This window comes from Candidatus Brevundimonas colombiensis (assembly GCA_029202665.1).
Lineage (GTDB): Bacteria > Pseudomonadota > Alphaproteobacteria > Caulobacterales > Caulobacteraceae > Brevundimonas > Brevundimonas colombiensis.
This window is the reverse complement of the sequence record CP119326.1, coordinates 1,048,847-1,064,316: the sequence shown is the minus strand read 5'-3', so window position 1 is coordinate 1,064,316 and position 15,470 is coordinate 1,048,847. Positions and strand designations below refer to the sequence as shown.

Here is a 15,470-nt window from a genome sequence, read left to right as displayed (position 1 = left end):
ATCATTCGTCTTCAAGGACATTTTGCCGATGATCGAGATCGACGCCATCGACCGCCGCATCCTGCGGGTGCTGCAAACCGACGCCCGCATCTCCAACGCCGAACTGGCCCGGCGCTGCAACCTGTCGCCCGCGGCCTGTTTCGAGCGGGTCAAACGGCTGCGCGAAAAGAAGGTCATCACCGGATACGCCGCCATGATCGACCCGGCCCAGGTCGGACGCGACCTGCTGATCTTTGTCGAGGTGCTGCTGGACCGCACCACCGGCGATGTCTTCGAGGCCTTCGCCGAGGCCGTCCGCACCCAGCCCGAGGTTCTGGAATGCCACATGGTCGCCGGCGGCTTCGACTATCTGATCAAGGCCCGCGTCGGCGACATGGACGCCTATCGCGCCTTCCTGGGCGACGTCCTGGTGCGGATGCCGGGCGTGCGCGAAACGCGCACCTATGCGGTGCTGGAAGAGGTGAAATCGACGACGGTTTTGCCGTTGTAGCGTGCAGAAGCCCACCTTGGATTGCTCGACCTACAGCTTGAACTTTCATGCCAGGTGACGAACGCATCCAGTTCGCCTAAGCCTCATGTCCCAATACACCGAGGGTCATCACCGCGCCGATGTCGGTCATCTTTCCTGTCATCATGTGCGGCGGCTCCGGCACGCGGCTGTGGCCCGCCTCGCGCCCGTCGCGGCCCAAGCAGTTCATTCCCTTGGCGGGCAATCGGTCGCCGTTTCAGGAAACGGTCGAGCGTGTGGCCGACCTGGCCGGCCCCAATGGGCGCTTGATCGTCATCGGCGGCGTGGCGCATCGGCAGGCGATCTGCGAGCAGCTGAAGGAACTGGGACGCAACGCCATCGTGCTGCTGGAGCCGCAAGCGCGCGATTCCGCCGCCGCCATGGCCGCCGCCGCCATCTGGACCAAGCGCCAGGACCCTGAGGCGGTGAATCTGTTCGTGGCGTCCGACCATCATATTCCGGATGGCGCCGCCTTCCGCGACGCCGTCCGAACCGCCAACGAGGCTGCATCGGCCGGCCGGATCGTGACGTTCGGCGTCGTGCCTTCCGGCCCCTCTTCGGCCTACGGCTATATCGCGCCGCGCGGCGAGGGCTTGGCGGAGGTCGAGGCCTTTGTCGAAAAGCCCGACGTCGCCACGTCCGAACGTTACATCGCCAATGGCTATCTGTGGAACAGCGGCAACTTCATCGTCCGCGCCGATGTGCTGAAGGACGAGTTGCGTAAGACGACCGCCGGCTTGATCGAGGCGGTGACGGACGCGCTTGATTCCGCGCTGATGGACGGCGGCGCCCTCATTTTGGGCCGCCGGTTCGGCGATGCGCCCCGAATCTCGATCGACTACGCGGTCATGGAAAAGACCCGGCGCGCTTCGGTGCTTCCGGTCGCCTTCGATTGGTCAGACCTCGGCGCCTGGGACGCGGTTCACAGGTCGGGGGAGGGCGACGTCGGCCTTCATCTGTTCGAGGACGCCGAGAACTGTCTGGTGCGCGCCTGCGACGGCGTTCTGGTCGCCGCCGTCGGTGTGTCCGACCTCGCCATCGTGGTGGAGCGGGACGCCGTCCTGGTCACCGACCTGGCGCGAAGCCAGGACGTGCGAAAGATCGTGAAACGACTGGAAGGCCTGTCGCCTCGCCATCTGGATTTCCCTCAGCCTCCTAAGGAAACGCTTGAGCAAGGCGCGGTTCGCTTCGCGGCCTGGATGCGGCAATCGGCGCTGCCGACCTGGTGCACCCTGGGTCAGAACGCCGAAGGCGGATTTGAAGAGTTGCTGTCGCACGACGGACGACGACTTCAGACCTCGCGTCGGGCCGTGGTGCAGGTGCGCCAGCTTCAGGTCTATGCCGAGGCAGGCCGCCTCGGCTGGTCAGGTCCATGGCGGGCAGGGGTCACGTCAGGTCTGGACTGGACCCATCAACGTCTGATGAAGGCCGACGGTCGCGTGCGGACCCGACTGTCTTCATCCGGCGCGCCCGAGGACGAGACGACGGCCGTCTATGATCAGGCCTTCCTCCTGTTCGCCCTCGCCGGCGTTTCGGTCGCCGCCGCGAACGCGGATGTCGAGAATCAGGCGACCCGACTGCGCGATTCGCTGATGGCGTCGATGGCGGCCGACGGCGGGGTGGTGGAGGTCGGCGCCCATCCCTACCAGGCCAACGCTCACATGCACCTGCTGGAAGCCGCGCTGGCCTGGGAAGACGCTGGCGGCGACGCCTCCTGGATGGCGCTGGCGGACCGGATTGTTCATCTGGCGCGCAGCCGGTTCATCGATCCCCAAACCGGAATGATCAGAGAGTTCTTTTCGTCCGACTGGTCTCCGGCAAAGGGATCGGACGGATCACTGGTCGAGCCGGGTCATCAGTTCGAGTGGGCCTGGCTGTTGGCCCGGCACGCCAAATCCCGAGATGACGCCGAGGGGTTGAGTGTCGCATGGCGGCTGTTCGAGGCTGGATTGAAAGGTATCGATCCGGCGCGCGGCGTGGTGATCGACGCGATGAATCTGGATGGCTCGGTCCGCAGCGCCCGGGCGCGCCTGTGGCCCCAGACCGAATGGCTGAAGGCCTCCCTGATCCTGGCGTCCTTGGCCGACGATCGGCAGCGCGATCTATGCCTGATGCAGGCGGCCAGAGCGCAGCGCGCCCTGTGGCGTTACCTGACCCCGGTCGGCCTGTGGCATGACAAGATGCTGGAAAGCGGCGACTTCATCGACGAGCCCGCGCCCGCCAGTTCCCTCTATCACATCATGGCCGCCTATGGTCAGGTCAGGGCTACGGTCGGATCGCTTCGCCCGGACCTGGCCTCGGCCCTGGCCTTGTCATGAGGCGCCACGACATCCGTCTCGCCATCGTCATTCGAACGGTCTAGAAGTTCCGCCCTTACTTAACGGCTCAGGGTCCGCCCGCCTCAATGCGCATCGTTCTGGCCACCGACGCCTGGGAACCTCAGGTCAATGGCGTCGTCCGCACCCTGACCCGCACCGTGGCGGAATGCCGGGCCATGGGGCACGAGGTCGAGGTCATCGAGCCCAGCCTGTTCAAGACCATCCCCTGCCCCACCTATCCGGAAATCCGGCTGGCGTTGGGGGCGGAGGAGGAAATCCGCGAGATGCTGCGGGCCTTCGAGCCGGAGGCGGTGCATATCGCGACCGAAGGCCCCATCGGCATCGCCACCCGCCGAATCTGCGTGGAATGGAAGCTGCCGTTCACGACCAGTTATCACACCAAATTCCCCGAATATGTCTCGGCGCGTTTCCCGATCCCGGTTCAGGTCGGCTACGCCTATATGAAATGGTTCCACAAGCCGTCGGGCCGGCTGATGGTGGCCACGCCGACCCTGCGCGACGAACTGGTGGAGCACGGCTTCAAGAACGTCTCGCCCTGGTCGCGCGGCGTGGACACCGAGGTGTTCAACCCCGACCTGGAACGCATCTATGATGAACTCGGCGGCCCCAATGATCCAGGCAAGGACTGGCCGCGTCCGTTTTTCCTGAACGTCGGTCGGGTGGCGGTCGAGAAGAACATCGAATCCTTCCTGCAGCTTGATCTGCCCGGCACCAAGATCGTCGTCGGCGACGGGCCCGCGCGCGCTGAGTTGCAGGAAAAATATCCCGAGGCCAAGTTCCTGGGAGCCAAGTTCGGCGACGACCTGGCCCGCTGTTTCCGCGACGCCGATGTCTTCGTCTTCCCCAGTTGGACCGACACCTTCGGCCTGGTGATCCTTGAGGCGATGGCCACCGGCACGCCCGTGGCCGCCTATCCGGCGCATGGGCCCATCGACATCATTCCGGGTTCGAATGCGGGGGCGATCGACAAGGATTTGCGGACCGCCTGCCTGGCCTGCCTCGATCTGGATCGAAAGGCCGTTCGGGCCTATGCGGAGAAGTTCAGCTGGCGCGCCTCGGCCGAGCAGTTCGTCGAGAACCTGCAGCCCTATCCAGAGCCGGAACGCGGACGGTTCTGGCGTCGCCTGCGTCGCATCGCGCGTATCCGCAAACGCGCGGCGGCCTGAAGCGCGCGGAATGTTCAAGCCTCGTCAGGATTTGACGCCAAACACGGCGGACTACGAAAACTTGGCCTTTGTGAAGCCGACGGGCTTTCGCGAATACGATGCGCGGTGGATCCTGGAAAAGGAGATCAATCTCCTCGGCATCCAGGCGCTGGGTCTGGGCTTGGCCACCTATGTTCACGAGATCGGCGTCGCGCCTCGGATCGTCGTCGGTCATGACTTTCGCGGCTACAGCCTCAGCGTCAAACAGGCCCTGATCATCGGCCTGCTGGAGGGCGGAATGGAGGTTCTGGACGTGGGCCTGGCCCTGTCGCCCATGGCCTATTTCGGCCAGTTCGAACTGGACGCCCCCTGCGTCGCCATGGTCACGGCCAGCCATAACGAGAACGGCTGGACCGGGGTCAAGATGGGCGCGAACAAGCCCCTGACCTTCGGCCCCGACGAAATGGGCCGCCTGAAAGAGATCGTGCTGGGCGGTCAGGGCGTGGCCCGCGACGGCGGGAAACTGGTGCGCATCGACGGCTTCCGCGAAACCTATATCACCGACGTGGCGTCCAAGGTTCAGATCAAGCGTCCGCTGAAGGTGGTCTGCGCCTGCGGCAACGGCACGGCCGGCGCCTTCGCCCCCGACGCCCTGCGCCGCATGGGCGTCGAGGTGATCGAGATGGACACCGACCTCGACTACAATTTCCCCAAATACAATCCGAACCCCGAAGACCACGCCATGCTGGTGCAGATGGCCCAGCGGGTTAAGGAAACGGGCGCCGACCTGGCCCTGGGCTTCGACGGCGACGGCGACCGCTGCGGCGTGGTGGACGACACGGGCGAGGAAATCTTCGCCGACAAGATCGGCCTGATGCTGGCCCGCGACCTGTCCAAGGTTCACCCCAACTCGACCTTCGTCGTCGATGTGAAATCGACGGGCCTGTACAAAACCGACGAGGTGCTGAAGGCCTATGGCGCCGAGGTCGTCTATTGGAAGACGGGCCATTCCTACATCAAGCGCAAGACCGCCGAGCTGGGCGCCCTGGCCGGGTTCGAGAAGTCGGGCCACTTCTTCATGGCGGGCGATCTGGGCCATGGCTACGACGACGGCCTGGTTGCGGCGGGCGCGGTTCTGGCCATGCTGGACCGCAATCCCGGCAAGAGGCTGAGCGAACTGAAGTCCGCTCTCCCCGACGCCTGGACCAGCCTGACCATGTCGCCGCACTGCGACGACGAACTGAAGTACGGCGTGCTGGAGCGGATCGTGAAGGAATACTCGGACCTGGCCGCCGCCGGGGGCGAAATCCTGGGCCGCAGGATCGTCGAGGCCATCACCGTCAATGGCGTCCGCGTGCACCTGGACGACGGATCCTGGGTCCTGGTCCGCGCCTCGTCCAACAAGCCCGAACTGGTCGTGGTGGTCGAAAGCATGCGCAGCGAAGAGGACATGCGCGACCTGTTCCGCAAGGAGATCAAGCCGCGCCTGGCCGCCTATCCCGAGATCGGCGCCTTCAATCAGGAAATCTGATCGCGATCAGTCCTCTATGTGACCGGACGCTGAACCAAACGGCGTCCCGGTCGCTTCCTCCCAAACCTCAAGGCGGGAGGACCGATTGCCACGTTATTTTTTCCATACCCAGAACGGCGACTGTGTTCGCGACGATCAGGGCGAAGATTTGAAGGGCGTGGACGCCGCGCGCGAGGAGGCGGTGGCGGTGCTGGGTGAAATCCTGCGCTATCGCGGGGCTTCCTTCTGGGACACCCGAGCCTTCAGCGTGATCGTCACCGACGCCGACGGCGAGACGGTGGTCAGCATCACCGCCTCGGCCTCGGACGCTGCGCCGGACGGCTGGACCCTGTCGGAGGGGCTGCGGTGATCTCCGACAAGAAAATCCCCCGCGTCAGCACGCTTGTCGACAAACTGTCCCTGCGCGACCGGGTGTCGGCGCAAGAGATCGCCGCCCTGGAAGCGGTCCTGGACGCGCCCAAGACCATCGCCGCCGGGGCCGATATCGTGCGCGAACACACCCGACCGATGCACAGCACCCTGCTGATCTCGGGCTTCTCCGCGCGCTATTCGACATTGGAAGACGGCGCGCGCCAGATCACCGAAATCAATGTGTCGGGCGACTTCATCGACCTGCACAGTCTTCTGATGAAACAGATGGATCATGGGGTCGTGGCGCTGAGCGATTGCATGATCGCCGAGGCGCCGCACACAGGCCTGATCGACATCACCGAACGTCATCCGCACCTGGCGCGCCTGTTGTGGCTGGACACCATCATCGACGCGGCGATCCATCGCCAATGGCTGGTGGCCATGGGGCGGCGCAGCGGGCTGAGCCATCTGGCGCATCTGGTGTGCGAGCTCTATCTGCGGCTTCAGGCGGTGGGCCAGACGGGCGAGATGAAGTTTGACCTGCCCCTGACGCAGGGCGTGCTGGGCGATGCGCTGGGGTTGTCTTCTGTCCACGTCAGCCGCCTGATCTCCGAACTGAAGGGCGAAGGCCTGGTCAGTTGGTCGGGCGGCCGCATCGACATTCTTGACTGGCGACGCCTGGCCGAAATCGCCGAGTTCGACCCGACCTATCTGCGCCTGCAGAACGAGCCGGTCTGACGGCTTAACCCATGTTATCGCAGAAGGCTTCGAGCGCGGCCTAAGACGCCTCATGCACCGATCCACCCTTGCGCCCACCCTGTTGTCGCTGCTGGCGGTGCGGGGCGTGGATGCGGGCGATGCGATAGCGGCGCAGGCGGGACAGGGCACCGTCCCTGCGCGAAACGGCGAACGGCTGGTCACCTTGATCCTCGACGGGGTTCTGGCGCGGTTGCGCGCGGACCAGCGGCTGTGCCGGGGCTTGGCGAGCAGCGGCGAACTGATAAATCTCGACGCTGCTGCGGCGGAGGCCGAGGACGAAACCGCACTGTGGCTAACGCCTGGCCGGTTCGTGTCCGTGCCGGCCGCGTTGCTAATCCAGCACCTCGATCCCGACATCCTGGCCGCCACCGCCTTGACCGACCTGCGCGCCCGCAACGCCGCGCTGCAGACGGAGTTGACCCGGCATGCGACGCTGAAGGTCACGCAACGCCTGGCCGCTCTGCTGCTCGACATCGCCGAGCGCGGCGGCGTCGAACAGGTGCCCCTGCGTCAGAGCGATCTGGCCGACCTGATGGCTGTGCGCCGCGCCAGTATTTCCGTCGCCTCGACAGAGCTATGCGTCGCCGGCGCGATCCGGCTACGCCGCGCGGCGATCCAGATCACCGATGCTCACGCCCTGGCCGTCGCGGGCCGGGCGTTTATTCGACCGTGACGGACTTGGCCAGGTTGCGGGGCTGATCGACGTCGGTGCCTTTCTGGACGGCGGTGTAATAGGCCAGCAGCTGCACCGGCACGGCATAGACCAGGGGCGCGATCAGCGGGTGACACTCGGGGGCGTCGACGCGGCTGATCCCGGCGCCGTGGGGATCGGGCGCGGACTGCGGCGCGATCATGATGACCGGGCCGCCGCGCGCGGCGACCTCCTGCAGGTTCGAGGCCGTCTTTTCGAACACGTCGTCCATGGGGGCCAGGGCTATGGTCGGGGTCGCCTCGTCGATCAGGGCGATGGGACCGTGCTTCAGTTCTCCGGCCGCATAGCCTTCGGCGTGGATGTAGCTGATCTCCTTCAGCTTCAGCGCGCCTTCCATGGCCAGGGGGAACATGGCGCCGCGTCCCAGGAACAGCACGTCGTCGGCCTTTGACAGGTCCTGAACCACCGCGCGGATGCTGTCGCCCATGGTCAGGGCCTCGGCGATCAGACGGGGGCTCTCGAACAGGGCCCTGACCAGTTCGGCCTCCTCGGCGGCGCCGATCCGGCCGCGCGCCACGCCGGCCGCCACGGCCAGGGCCAGCAGGGCGGCGACCTGGGCGGTGAAGGCCTTGGTCGAGGCCACGCCGATCTCGGGACCCGCATGGGTCGGCCACAGCACATCCGCCTCGCGCGCCATGGAGGAGGAATGGACATTGACCACGGCGGCGGTCTGCAAGCCTTGCGCCTTGCACCAGGTCAGGCTGGCCAGGGTGTCGGCCGTTTCGCCGGATTGGCTGACCGCGACCGCCACGGTGCGCGGCGACACGGCGGGCGAGCGATAACGGAACTCCGACGCGATCTCCACGTCGCAGGGCAGGCCCGCAAGCCTTTCGAAGGCGTAGCGGCCGATCTGGGCGGCGTAAAAGGCGGTGCCGCAGGCCACGATCTGGATGCGGTCGACGGCGGAGAAATCCACGCCCTGCGGCTTGGCCTTGCCGGTCACCAGATCCAGATATTCCGACAGGGTGTGCTGAACGCTGTCGGGTTGTTCGTGGATCTCCTTTTCCATGAAGTGGCGGTATTCGCCCTTCTCGACCATGGCCGAGGAGGCCGCGACCTGGACCACCGTGCGCTCGACCGGCTGACCCGAGGCGTCGAACATCTGGGCGCCGCCATGGCTCACGGCGACATAATCGCCCTCTTCAAGATAGGAGATTTTCTGCGTGAAGGGGCCGACCGCAAGGGCGTCAGAGCCCAGATACATCTCGTCCTCGCCCCAGCCGACGACCAGGGGGCTGCCGCGCCGGGCGCCCAGGATCAGGTCGTCCTCGCCGTCGATCAGCACGGCCAGCGCATAGGCGCCTGTCAGACGGTCCAGCGTCGCCTTGAACGCCTCCAGCGGCCTGCGCCCGGTTTGAAGCTCGGCGTCCAGCAGGTGGGCGATGACCTCGGTGTCGGTCTGGCTTTCGAAGACATGGCCCTCGGCGGCCAGCTCGGCCTTCAGCTCGGCGAAGTTCTCGATGATGCCGTTGTGAACCAGCGTGACGCGCCCGGCCTTGTGCGGATGGGCGTTGGCCGTCGTCGGCGCGCCGTGGGTGGCCCAGCGGGTGTGGCCGATGCCGACCGTGGCCTTCAGCGGATCCTCGGCCAGCACGGCCTCCAGATTGCGGATCTTGCCCTGGGCGCGGCGGCGCTCGACATGGCCGTCCACCACGGCGGCGACCCCAGCCGAGTCATAGCCGCGATATTCCAGCCGTTTCAGACTGTCGATCAACCGGGGAACGACTGGTCCGTTGCCGGTGACGCCGATGATGCCGCACATTTGCGAAGGCTCCGAAAGGTCAGACAGGCCCGCCGCTTTGCACTGGCGGCGTTCCGAGGCTAAGCCACACGTCTAGCCCCAACGGCCGTCTAAGCAATCTTGATACGGACTGCATCAAAAATGGGGTTTCGGATCGTTACCCGATACGTAAGGACCAAGCCTTGGGCGACAGAAAATATTTCGGCACCGACGGCATTCGCGGGCGGGCCAACAATTATCCGATGACGGCCGAGGTCGCTTTGCGGGTCGGTCTGGCGGCCGGCAAGCTGTTTCGCACCGGCGACGACCGGCGCCATCTGGTGGTGATCGGCAAGGACACCCGCCTGTCGGGCTATATGATCGAACCGGCCCTGGTCGCCGGTTTCGCCTCGGTCGGGATGGACGTGCGGACCTTTGGCCCCGTGCCGACGCCGGGGGTGGCCATGCTGACGCGGTCGATGCGGGCCGACCTGGGGGTGATGATCTCGGCCTCGCACAACGACTATGCCGACAATGGGATCAAGCTGTTCGGGCCGGACGGCTACAAGCTGTCAGACGAGATCGAGCTGAAGATCGAGGCCATGATGGACCAGGGCCTGGACCAGGGGCTGGCGCCGTCCAACAAGCTGGGCCGGGTCAAGCGGATCGACGACGCTCAGGCGCGCTATATCGAGATCGCCAAACAGGCCTTCCCCCGACGCCTCAGCCTGAAGGGCCTGCGCATCGCCGTCGATTGCGCCAATGGCGCGGGCTACAAGGTCGCGCCCACGACCCTGTTCGAACTGGGCGCCGAGGTCTTCCCCGTGGGCGTGGAGCCGAACGGGACCAACATCAACGCCGAGTGCGGCTCGACCCACCCGGAGACCCTGTCGGCGGCCGTCAAACGCTATCGCGCCGACATCGGCATCGCCATGGACGGCGACGCCGACCGACTGATCGTCTGCGACGAAAAGGGCCAGGTGGTGGATGGCGACCAGATCATGGCTCTGGTCGGCCTGGACTGGGCCAAGCGCGGCATCCTGACCGGCGGCGGGATCGTCGCCACCGTCATGTCGAACCTGGGGCTGGAGCGCCGGTTGAAGTCCAGCGGTCTGACGCTGGAGCGGACCAAGGTCGGCGACCGCTATGTCATGGAGCGGATGCGCGAGGGCGGCTTCAACATCGGCGGGGAACAGTCGGGTCACATCATCCTGCACGATTACGCCACGACCGGCGACGGCCTGATGGCGGCGCTGCAGGTGCTGGCCGTCCTGGTCGAATCCGCCAAGCCGATGAGCGAACTGGCCCGCCAGTTCGACCCTGTGCCGCAACTGCTGGAAAACGTCCGCTTCACCGCCGACAAGCCGCTGGAGACCGACAAGGTCAAGGCCGCCATCGCCGAGGCGGAGACGGCGCTGTACGGTCAGGGCCGGCTGCTGGTCCGCCCCTCCGGCACCGAAAAACTGATCCGCGTCATGGCCGAGGGCGACGACGAAGCCCTGGTCAGGAGGGTGGTGGCCGAGGTGGCCGGGGCGGTAAGAACGGCGGGCTGAAGTCCGACATCCGGCGCCATAAACTTAACCTGCATGCGGGCCCTGTTTCAGGGTGCCGTGCTGATCCAGTAATGATGATTGCGTAGATAGATCTCACTTTCTGAAGGATAGGTCAGGCGCCAGCGATAGTAGTCAGGATCGAACAGGTTCGCCTCGGGGATTAGGTAGGCGAAGATCATCCAGTTCAACCAGCGCAGCCATTCTTCCGCGTCTAGCCGGGGTTGGCCGGATCCGAGGTCCCAACCGCCATCCGCGAAAGGGGATTGGCCCAGGACGGACACACGGACGCCGCGAAGCATGCCTTCGAGCGCCATGCTGGAGTTGACGGTGACGAGGTGGTCGATCCGGGTCAGAAAATCGGCAGGCGTCGAGGATTCGTCCCAGGAAACGCCTGGCATCTGAAACTTCTGGACCATGGCAGGATGAGGTCGAGCGAGGATGTCGTCGCAATAGCGCCGGGCCGTCGCGAGGGCGTCGAAAGAGCTGTATCCGTTTCCGAAGGCGATGAGATTGGAATCGTCGGCGACCTGAAGGGCGACTCCCATGCGGTGGCGGGACACGATGGAGGCTTGGGGAGCGACGATCTGCAGTAACTCCAGAAGGGCTTCCCGCGCCAACAGGGGAACGTCCGCATTTTCTGCCCGAAACGCCGCCCAGCGAGTGGCCGCCGAAGTCGAGCCGTTCACACCCTCGAAGTCGAAATAATTGGTCTTGCGGAACCAAGGAGCCCTCAGCGGACCCAGCTCATTGTGGATGGAGGGGATGCCCATAACCCGCGCGGCCGCCTTGGCCGCACGACAGTTGGTCCAGAACATGAGCGCTTCCGGCCGTTGCGGAAGCCTCACCAAAGCGGCCACGACGGCGCGTTCGAACTCGGGCAGACGATCATTGATTGTCTCCGCCCACATCGCGCTGGGTCGGGTGTGGCGTTGCGTCGTCTGCGACAGGGTTCCAGCTTCCAGAGCGGACAGGTGGATCTTCGCGGCCATCTGTTCCGGCGCGGGAACCGTGTATCCGAAATAATTCTGGGTCGCTTCCTGCATGGCCCATCCGGCGGCCGCATGACGTCCGGGATAACCGGTCACGTAGGCTGACGGGCCGACAAATCCCATTTCGGGGAGCGAATGCAGCGCGCGGTACATGACCCACTCATAGAGGAGCGGGTCATTCCTGACCGCCATGGGCAGGGCGAACATTGCGAACATGAAGGAGCGACCAGAGGCGATTAGTGGAGTGCGCCTCGTCTGGCGCGATCCAAACTACCAATGTCGCCAAGCCGCTGTCTCGGCTCATTTTGCGAGCCTGTTCGCGGCTCGGATCGATTTTCCGCACAATCAGAACGCCGGCCGACGCTAAGATTCCTCTGCGCCCTGTCAAACGGCAGTCGTCCTTGACAGGTCAAACGACAGCTGGCGGGTCTCAGGGAGAAGAGCGTTTTGTCTATCAAAGGTTGGCGCGCCAAACTTTGGGTCTTTGCAACCTCTTTGCCGTGCTGCCTGCAAAGTGGGAACACTGGTGCCGGTCAGATCCTCGTGTATAACGCCGGCCATCGTAAACGGTTCGAGATTGCGTCCACATGTCTGCGGCCGAACATAGCGCCAACCAACTGCTGCAACGTTGGGTCGATAGCGGCTATGCTCAGGGTTTTTCGGAGCTGTTTGAGAGACCTCACGCGGAGATTTGTGAAGCTTTCGCCGCGTTGAGAATTCTTCGCGCGCACGAGTTCGACCAAGCCGCATCCCGCGCGCGTACGATCATTTGGCGACTGGAGGACCGAGATCAGGCTGCGCTCGCCCTTCAGCTCGACGCCTTGACTGAAGCGAGGGCTCAGGAGGCGTTCGAACGGCATTTTCTCACCCTGACGCAGCAAGAATTGTCGCGCAGCCTGGGTTCGGCACAGCTGGCCAATCGGTTGGCGTTCGATGCATTTCTCCGGTCCGCCGAGGTCGAAAGCTGGCCTAGCGAGAGGATGGTTCTGGCCTTCGTCTTCGCGGGCGATTCCAAACGGGAGTATGGCCTTAAGGTGCTGGAAACGGGCCGCTCCGATGAGGAACTGGACCGCGTTCGCGCGGCACTGACCCGCGAGACGTCGCCCGCTCTGACGCTGGACCGCCCTCTCAGGATCGCATGGTGCGTTTCGGGACAGTTACGCGGTTACCAGGCCGCGGCGGCGAGCTGGCGACACATCGGTCTTGAGGAGCACGAAGTGTCTACCTTTGTGCATGTGTGGAGCAAGGTGGGATGCAAACATCCCGAGCCCGGGCAGCTGGAGAGGTGCTTCTCCGGCGAATTGCTGCAAGCGCTGGAAACCGCACTTCTTGAATTGGGCTGGGCGGAACTGTCGCGGCGCTATCGCCATATATTCAATTGGTTTGGCAACGTCGACAAAGTCGATGAGGCCTACCTGAAGAATTTCTACGGTGCTGAAAAGGTCATCGTCGAAGACGATACCAGCGCCGAGTTCGATCATTGGTCGAATTACCGAAAAATGTACTATAAGATCAGCGGCGCCCACCATCTGGCGGAAGGACAATTCGACCTTGTCGTCAGAATCCGGCCTGACAAGTCGTTGAGTGGCGTTTTCCCTTGGCGGGATCTGGCTGAACGGGCGAGCCAAGGAAAGCTGGTGTTTGTCGACTTTCCCTACAACCATCATCCGTCTGTCGGCTTTGTCGTAGGGGACCAGTTCGCCGCCAGTTCACAGGCATCGATGGACGCCTATGCCTCCGTGTATCGCAAAACAGTCGAGAGAGATTTAAGCCAGGTGCAGCCTGTCGATTTCGAGCCCCATGCGAATCTTGCCTACAATCTCGCCCTCGGTGGTTTCGAGGTCGAGCGGCCGGCGGGTCTTGGCTTCGGCGATCTTTTGGGCCCGCCGCCCATCGGTGCGTCCGTGGCCTTGTCGTTGATCGAGGAAGCCATAGGCGAGCCAGACCGGATCGACTTAGCCGTAATGGCGGCGGCCCGCCATGACGCGGAGCGCGAGCAAATCGAGCACGAAGGCAAGATTCAACCGTGAGTCGCATCTCGCCCCTGCCGACCTGGGCGGTGATGTGCGGCGCAATTCGGCGCCTAGTAGAGTTCAAGTTCAGCATCGGCGAACTGGTTCGCCTGAGGCATGCAGGGCTTGTCGACGAGATCGTTCTGTCGACCTGGAACGGCGAAATCGACGCGCATGGCGGTCTGCGGGCGTCGTTGCTGGACCTCGGAATTCACATCGTTGAATGCGCCCCGCCTGCGAACATCGGGGCTTGGGCGATTTTCGGGCAGCACAAGAACATGCTCGAGGCGCTGGCGATCTGCCCCGCCGATTGCTTCGTCTTCAAGCATCGGACCGATAAGGCGTTCGAAATGACCTGGTCGTTCCACGATTTCCTCGTGAACGGTCCGCCCCGCACCGCTGGCGCCGAACAATACGGTGGTTTCAGGCACAAAGTCGTCTGCACGCGATTCAGCACGACGCTGCCCCTCTATGTGGCGGACTTCTCCTTCCTGATCTACAGCCGCGATCTGCGGCAGTTGCTTAATTTCGACGGCTATTTCGACAATGAGGTTGGCGGCACTGCCCTGCCGGAGACGCGCTGGTTCGCTCCTCCCTTTATACGGGCCTCGAAATTCCTCGACTGGTGGTTTCGCCACGTCGCGCTGATCGAACTCAGTGAAGCTTTGATGGCCTATGCCGCCGACGGGGCGAGGGAACCTCTTCCCGATATCATACGTGACGCGGTGGGGCTCGGGATTCGCCTCCTTGACGACAACTTCGTCACGACCCTGTCGGAGGACTGGAGCCCCAACTTCGACGGCCGCAGCCTGTTCACGGTCCCCGAGCCCGGCTTCGCCGGTCCGATGACCCAGCCCGGCCAGCGCTGGACGCTGATGATGACCGGCAACCTGCTGGGGAACTTCATTCGCGGCGAGCATCGGCAGCCTCTGCCGAACCTAGACGCGATCGCGGAGGCCGCCCGGGGGGAAGTCCAGGCCCTCTGCGATCGGACCGTGTCCCAAACGGACATGGACGAAGTCCGCCGATTTAGCGAGCGCTGGCGACCGGGCGCGCCTTTCCGCTCCGACGCGGTCCATACGGCCGCGCGTGCAAGCTTAGCTGACCCGGAGGCGGCGACCGCGGCTTTGAGAATCTGGGCCGACATCGGTATCGGCGAAGCGGAGTTTCGGTTGCTCAGGCCAGGCATTGAATCGACCGCCGGCGGCTATGGGGTGCCTTTCGCCCTGCGCCACGCTGCAATGGGATGTCCTGCGGACGATGATCTCCAGTCCCACCGCTTCAAGCTTCTTGAGGCGGCCGCCAACCTCCAGGATCTGGAAAGCGCACTGTTGTTGGCCGAGCACTACCTTGACGGGCAGGCGCCTGGGGACCATCTGAAGGCGGAGAGCTATGTCGAACTGGCGGCGGACGTCGCGCGGCGTTTTGATCCGGGAAGTTTAGAACGGATCAACATCCTGCGCGAGCGGCTCAGATCCCCCTGACGCCCCGCCTGGCGAATCCTTCGTGCTCGCTAGGCGCCGCCAGTCCTTAGAGGACGTATTTGTCGTCAGGGGCGGAGGGCACCTTGACCACGACGGTGACGACGTCGGTCAGGGCAAGAAAGTCGGTCGCCTCACCGGGTTCGATGGTCAGGATGTCGCCGGCACCCCACTCGGCGCCCAACATCTGTACGCGGCCGGACACGATCGCCGTGATTTCCGTGGCGATCTGATGGTAATGGGCGCCCTCGTGGTCGCCTTCGGCATAATGCTTGATCGCCACTTCGCAGGCCTTGCTGTTCAGCGAAGTAGGCAGGAAGTCGCCGACGAACCAGCCCTTGGTCATCGTCTCCAGTCTGTCGTGCCGCAT

The 15,470-nt window shown here is 64.3% G+C and carries 13 protein-coding genes; 10 read left to right on the top strand and 3 right to left on the bottom strand.

Going from position 1 to position 15,470, the window contains the following annotated elements; translation table 11 throughout:
• Positions 1-28: 28 nt before the first annotated feature.
• The 7 genes from P0Y50_04945 to P0Y50_04915 all read left to right on the top strand — a co-directional run bounded on the left by P0Y50_04945 (position 29) and on the right by P0Y50_04915 (position 7,306).
• The gene (locus tag P0Y50_04945; GenBank protein WEK40959.1) at positions 29-490 is read left to right on the top strand and encodes an Lrp/AsnC ligand binding domain-containing protein; all 462 of its coding nucleotides are present in this window, start codon (positions 29-31) and stop codon (positions 488-490) included.
• A 119-nt stretch (positions 491-609) separates the two neighbouring features.
• The gene (locus P0Y50_04940; protein WEK40958.1) at positions 610-2,826 is read left to right on the top strand and encodes an AGE family epimerase/isomerase; all 2,217 of its coding nucleotides are present in this window, start codon (positions 610-612) and stop codon (positions 2,824-2,826) included.
• An 86-nt stretch (positions 2,827-2,912) separates the two neighbouring features.
• The gene (locus tag P0Y50_04935; protein ID WEK40957.1) at positions 2,913-4,013 is read left to right on the top strand and encodes a glycosyltransferase family 1 protein; all 1,101 of its coding nucleotides are present in this window, start codon (positions 2,913-2,915) and stop codon (positions 4,011-4,013) included.
• A 10-nt stretch (positions 4,014-4,023) separates the two neighbouring features.
• A complete protein-coding gene (locus P0Y50_04930; protein WEK40956.1) occupies positions 4,024-5,523 on the top strand; it encodes a phosphomannomutase/phosphoglucomutase in 1,500 nt (499 codons plus the stop codon).
• 85 nt (positions 5,524-5,608) lie between these two features.
• Positions 5,609-5,872, top strand: coding sequence for a hypothetical protein (locus tag P0Y50_04925; protein ID WEK40955.1), 264 nt, complete (start codon positions 5,609-5,611; stop codon positions 5,870-5,872).
• Complete coding sequence (locus tag P0Y50_04920) at positions 5,869-6,612, top strand: Crp/Fnr family transcriptional regulator (protein WEK40954.1); 744 nt, start codon at positions 5,869-5,871, stop codon at positions 6,610-6,612. The genes P0Y50_04925 and P0Y50_04920 overlap by 4 nt, the downstream gene beginning before the upstream one ends.
• Before the next feature lie 52 nt (positions 6,613-6,664).
• Positions 6,665-7,306, top strand: coding sequence for a helix-turn-helix domain-containing protein (locus P0Y50_04915; protein ID WEK40953.1), 642 nt, complete (start codon positions 6,665-6,667; stop codon positions 7,304-7,306).
• On the opposite strand, the gene glmS is transcribed toward P0Y50_04915, so the two are convergent.
• On the bottom strand, positions 7,293-9,107 hold the full coding sequence (gene glmS / locus P0Y50_04910) for a glutamine--fructose-6-phosphate transaminase (isomerizing) (GenBank protein ID WEK40952.1): 1,815 nt from the start codon (positions 9,105-9,107) through the stop codon (positions 7,293-7,295). The genes P0Y50_04915 and glmS overlap by 14 nt on opposite strands.
• A gap of 161 nt (positions 9,108-9,268) precedes the next feature.
• Between glmS and glmM the strand changes: the two genes are divergently transcribed.
• A complete protein-coding gene (gene glmM / locus P0Y50_04905; protein WEK40951.1) occupies positions 9,269-10,618 on the top strand; it encodes a phosphoglucosamine mutase in 1,350 nt (449 codons plus the stop codon).
• Between the two features lie 47 nt (positions 10,619-10,665).
• Here glmM and P0Y50_04900 read toward each other — a convergent pair whose 3' ends face one another.
• Complete coding sequence (locus P0Y50_04900; protein ID WEK40950.1) at positions 10,666-11,823, bottom strand: hypothetical protein; 1,158 nt, start codon at positions 11,821-11,823, stop codon at positions 10,666-10,668.
• Positions 11,824-12,194: 371 nt separating this feature from the next.
• On the opposite strand from P0Y50_04900, the gene P0Y50_04895 reads away from it, so the two are divergent.
• Both P0Y50_04895 and P0Y50_04890 read left to right on the top strand, forming a co-directional pair.
• Positions 12,195-13,637 (top strand): hypothetical protein, encoded by a 1,443-nt coding sequence (locus P0Y50_04895; protein WEK40949.1) that lies wholly within the window; start codon positions 12,195-12,197, stop codon positions 13,635-13,637.
• Positions 13,634-15,103 carry a hypothetical protein gene (locus tag P0Y50_04890; protein WEK40948.1) on the top strand — a complete coding sequence of 490 codons (1,470 nt, stop codon included), beginning with the start codon at positions 13,634-13,636 and terminating at the stop codon, positions 15,101-15,103. Before P0Y50_04895 ends, P0Y50_04890 begins: the two co-directional genes overlap by 4 nt.
• 46 nt (positions 15,104-15,149) lie before the next feature.
• Here P0Y50_04890 and P0Y50_04885 read toward each other — a convergent pair whose 3' ends face one another.
• Positions 15,150-15,470, bottom strand: a complete 321-nt coding sequence (locus P0Y50_04885) for a hypothetical protein (protein ID WEK40947.1) — start codon at positions 15,468-15,470, stop codon at positions 15,150-15,152.